Origin of the sequence: Streptomyces sp. NRRL S-495 (genome assembly GCF_000966955.1) — a bacterium.
Classification (GTDB): Bacteria; Actinomycetota; Actinomycetes; order Streptomycetales; family Streptomycetaceae; genus Kitasatospora; species Kitasatospora purpeofusca.
Genome location: NZ_JZWY01000945.1, coordinates 1 through 4,622, shown reverse-complemented (window position 1 = coordinate 4,622; position 4,622 = coordinate 1). Strand labels below are relative to the sequence as shown.

Here is a 4,622-nt window from a genome sequence, read left to right as displayed (position 1 = left end):
TCGGCGGCGACTTCAGCCTGGCGAACTGAATCGGGTCGCGTGTCAGCTGGACTACGCCTGGGCCGGGTCGACGCCGAAGCGTTCCGGATGGTCGGCCCTGGTGTAGGCGACGGCCGTGGCCACGGAGATTCCGAAGAGAGGTGCACGAGTTGGACGGGGTCGGCGGTGTGGCGGGCTTCGTCGAGGATCCGGTCTCTGCGCAGCCGCTGGGCGGGGCCGCCCGCCGCGGTGTAGCTCTCCTGGAGCATGGCCTGGGAGACCGCCGGGTCGGCGGGGGCGGCGGCGGTGATCTGGCTGACGATCAGGTGGGGGTTGGTGCAGCGGGGCCAGCGCCGGTGGCGGTCCCGTAGCATCCGGTCGGCGAAGATGAGCGTGACTTCGTCCAGTACCAGGGTTCGGCGCATGCCCGGATGATGGAGGGCGAGTCGGCCTGTGACGCGGTCGAGGTGGTCGAGACGCGCGTGCCGGAGTTGCTCGACGCCGACGGCGTGGATGGCGGTGAGGGCGAGGACTGTCCTGGCCGTCGCGGTGTCGACACGGTCCAGCAAGCCGGCGAGCCGGTCGGTCGGCAGCGGGCGGGGAAGACGGGTCGGGGCGGGCAGCGTGAGCGAGCGGGCAGGGTCACGAAAGACTCGCCGCTCGCGCTTGAGCGCGCGGAACAGCGACCGCAGTGCCACCTGGACGGTGCGGGCGCGGGAGCCGCCGAGCGCGGTCACCGTCGCCCGGACCTGCTCGGCGGTGACGTCCCGCAGTGAGCCGTGGGTCGGTGCCCAGTCCGTGAGGGTGGACAGGACGTTGGTGAGGTAGCCGCGGATGGTCGGCCAGGGCAGCGGAGGAGTGGGCCAGCGGCCCGTCCCGCGTAGGACTGCGGTCCAGCACCGGATGTCCTCTCGGAATGCCGGAGGCACCTGTGCGGTGAGCCGCTCGACGGCGCGTTCGTCCCGGTCGCGGCCGTCACCGGGTTCTGGAACGAGCAGGTGGCGTTCGGCGAGGAAGTAGAGGATCCGTCGGGCATGCCAGTCCCGGCACAGGGCGGCGGCGCTCCGGACGTCGCTCTCTCGCAGGGGCGCCCGGCAGCCGAGGTGGGCGACGAGCAGTTGCAGGAGCTGGACGGCGTGGTGCTCGTGCTCCGAGAGCCACCAGCTCCGCCCGCGCCCGTATCGGCGGAAGTCGTCGACCAGGTTCTCGGCCTCCGCCGTGAGCGCGGGAAGTGGCCGGTTCTTGACCTGGGTCCAGTCGCGCTGCGGCGCTGGGAACAGCGGTACCTGGTCCGGGTTGACAAGGACGGGGGATGCCGCTGCGGCCGCCCGGTGCGCCTGGGGAAGAACCCCGCCCGACCCAAGACCAGAATCCTTGCCGCCGGCGACGACGCCTGCCGCCTACTGGAGCGTCTCCACCAGAACGAACTGGGCTACCGGTCCGGCCCACGAGCCGAAGCCCTGTGGCAGATCATCGTTCAAAACTACTACCGCAACGCGGCCGGCCGCCTGAGCTGGCGCACCTCCGACGGCGGTGGCCTACCCCTCTCCTCCTTGGCGATCCTCTCTCCCTACGACACCACGGCGCGCTACGTGCGCCACGGGCACATCATCAGCTGGAGCGGCTTCGCCGCGCGTGTCACCGAGACCTGCGCTGCCGACAGTGTGAACGTGATCACGGACGTGGCCACCACCTCGGCTGCCACCAACGACGGCCAGGCCCTACCCGGTATCCACACCCGCCTGGCACCTCGTGAACTGCTGCCCGCCGAGCACCTGGTCGACGGCGGCTGTACCTCGCCGGTCCACCTGGAACGAGCCGCCCGCGAACACCAGGTCACGGTCACCGGGCCGCTGCCGGGCAACCCCACCAGTCAGCACCGCCGGAACGAGGGCTTCGACCGCGACGACTTCCACATCGACTTCGACCGCCGGCAAGTCACCTGCCCTGCGGCCAGGTCAGCCAGGGCTGGCACGGCCCCTACCCGACCTCCTCGCCCACCGCGGCACCCCTGATCCTGTCTCTTATACACATCTCCGGACCGCCTCCAGTGCACCAAGGCCCGCGCCCGGAAGGTGGGTTTCCCCCCGCGAGAACTCCGCGACCTGCAAGTCCACGTCCGTGCCGAACAGCAGACACCCGACTGGAAGGCCCGCTACGCGGTCCGCTCCGGAGCGGAGAGCACCATCAACGAGTTCGCTCACGGACGCGGCATGCGTCGCTGCCGCTACCGAGGAAAGCCCAAAGCTCACCTGCAACACGTGCTCACCGCCATCGCCGTGAACATCGAACGACTCAACAGCCGGCCGGCAACCGAGGAAATCTTCACGTCGAGACCGCCGAGCGCCCTCCAGGCCTTCCTGGACGAGCAGGCGATTCCCCGATCACGGTCCTGGTGAACCCTCGGCACCTGACCGCAACCACCAAGATCACCGACAGAGTCACGTCGTTTAACGTGCGGCTTCGAACAATCGGGCCCGGCGATCATTCGTTCGGGTATCTCCGGGACGTGGACGCGGACTTCGCGTGATCCTGGACTCGACCAAGAGGAAAAGGACTTGATGCGAAGGCCGCAGTGGCGAGTTTGATGGAGCAAGGCGTGCAGTGCGAGCCGTTCGCGGAACTGTCACGCTTCCGGGGGAGTCTTCTGCGACTGCCTGACCGGACGGCGCGACGCGCTGTTCGAGCTGACCGACGCGATGCTGTGCACCGACGGGCCGGCGAGGGCACGGTGCCTTGTACGGTGCGCTGAACCGCGGCCGCGTCGACACCGAACGTCTGCGGACCACGCTGGCCGGCCTACCGCTGCCGCGTGCCGCCAAGGGCCGTTTGGTGCTGGCGGTGGACGTCTCACCGTGGCTGCGGCCGGATGCCGGTACCTGCCCGGACCGGTCGTTCTGCTACACCTACGGCCGCGGTGACGCCAAGCGCCAGATGATCCCCGGCTGGCCGTACTCGTTCGTCGTCGCGTTGGAGGCGGGTCGTAACGTCCTGGACGGCGATTCTCGACGCGGTGCGGTTGGAGCCCGACGCTGACCTGCCGCCGTCACCACTGCCCGACTCCGCAACGTGGTGGCCCGGCTGATCGCGGGCGAGCAGTGGAAGCCGGGTGATCCGGAGGTCCTGGTGGTGATGGACGCCGGCTACGACGCACCGCGGATCGCGCACCTGCTGGCCGATCTGCCGGTGCAGGTTCTGGGCCGGCTCCGCTCGGACCGGGCGATGCGCTGGTCGGCGCCGAGCCACGCAGTGTTCGCCGCAGCGAACCCGGGTTCCCTTATCCGTCTTGGACTGTGCAAGTTGTAGCCGCAGGCTGACGCGTTCGGGGAGGCGTGATCTTCGCAATCGTAGGAGCATGGAAGAGAACGCAGTTGGAAGGCGGGATCGCTCATGATTCAACCAGGCCCAGGTTGGACACAGATATTGTTAAGCAGCCCAGTGATTTCCGCAGTAATTGCCAGTGCAGTTGCATTCTTGATTGCTTGGAAGATCACGGAGGGAAACAACGATCGTCGCATTGAAGTGGCGCGGAACACGCATAGAGAAAGACTCGACGAGAACGAGAAGAAGGCGATTATTGCCCTGAGGCATGAGCTTGTGGATGATGTCGCACAGGTTGTATCTGTTTGGTACCTCTGTCTCCAGTATGAGCGAGCCCGCCAAGGAGAATTTGGTCGGCGTGTAACAGTCTCCGACTTCAAGCAGATACATGACCAGTATGCTTTTGCACGAACTTCTGGCTCGGCGATACAGCTGAAGTTGCAAACTTTCTTTAACTCTCCCGATCTGAGCAAGAACTGGCATGCCGTCATGGATCTGATCTCTGTCCGATACTACGCGGCACTTGGGCGTCTCACGACTGAGCTGAAGGCAAATAATGCGACAAGCAAAGATGAATATCATAGTGGTCTGAATGTTGAACAATTGGCCGAAGCGGAGACCGTGAAAAATGCCTACGCCGACCACTTGGACGCCGTAATGGCTGACATAATTTCCAGCGATTTGCTGCTCACTGGTTACTCGCCCAAGGCCTTCCGTGGTACATATGCCGCGCGGAGCCCCCGGTGACTCCAATCTGCACCGTGACCCGCAGGCCGTTGGGATTCCGTCTCCCACGGCCACAGCGTCAGGCCCCCGCAAGATCGTCTCCAGCGCCTCCACCTGGAGGTGGAATAGGGTGATTGTGAGTTCCTGCCGCTACGCCGAGGCTTGAATGGCCTTTGACCGGCGAATCTCGTGAGTCCGGCGGGAATCGTCCGGTTCATCCGCTGAGACGTCGAGCCGGTGTCCCTGGTCAGGCCTTCGTTTACGCGGGAGGCCCGACCGGCCTTGACCTGCTGACTTCGTCGGTGAACGGGCTGCCCGCAGGTGTCCCGGAATCCCGTACACCGCCCGTTACGCCCACTCGACTCCGTGCTCGGCGAGCTGTGCGAGCCGGCCCGGCGTCAGCTTCGCGGGGCGGGCTTTCTGGTTGTTGAGCCAGGTGCCCAGCGCGAAGTGTGACACCACCACCTGCTCCTCACCGCCAGGGCCGGCCTCCACGGCCTCCACCGGCTCCTTGTGCGGGCGCCCGAAGATGCCGCTCCCGCTCCACAAACTGGGCGAGGGCCGCCAGGCCCTGGGCGAACCGATCGGTCCGGATG

At 66.6% G+C, this 4,622-nt stretch carries 2 protein-coding genes and 4 pseudogenes; 4 read left to right on the top strand and 2 right to left on the bottom strand.

The genetic code is table 11. From position 1 onward, the window contains the following. Positions 1–716, bottom strand: a pseudogene (locus VR45_RS36800) (hypothetical protein); the annotation flags it as partial. A gap of 261 nt (positions 717–977) precedes the next feature. On the opposite strand from VR45_RS36800, the gene VR45_RS46345 reads away from it, so the two are divergent. The 4 genes and pseudogenes from VR45_RS46345 to VR45_RS47540 all read left to right on the top strand — a co-directional run bounded on the left by VR45_RS46345 (position 978) and on the right by VR45_RS47540 (position 4,047). Beyond that, entirely contained in the window at positions 978–1,994 is a 1,017-nt protein-coding gene (locus VR45_RS46345; RefSeq protein WP_107084389.1) for a hypothetical protein, read from the top strand. A gap of 30 nt (positions 1,995–2,024) precedes the next feature. Next, positions 2,025–2,378: pseudogene (locus VR45_RS50340) on the top strand (transposase); the annotation flags it as partial. Between the two features lie 337 nt (positions 2,379–2,715). Beyond that, positions 2,716–3,285, top strand: a pseudogene (locus VR45_RS46335) (transposase). Positions 3,286–3,417: 132 nt separating this feature from the next. Then, positions 3,418–4,047: a hypothetical protein gene (locus VR45_RS47540; protein WP_159394494.1), complete on the top strand. Its 630-nt coding sequence runs from the start codon at positions 3,418–3,420 to the stop codon at positions 4,045–4,047. 327 nt (positions 4,048–4,374) lie between these two features. Here VR45_RS47540 and VR45_RS49535 read toward each other — a convergent pair. Next, positions 4,375–4,622: pseudogene (locus VR45_RS49535) on the bottom strand (helicase associated domain-containing protein); the annotation flags it as partial.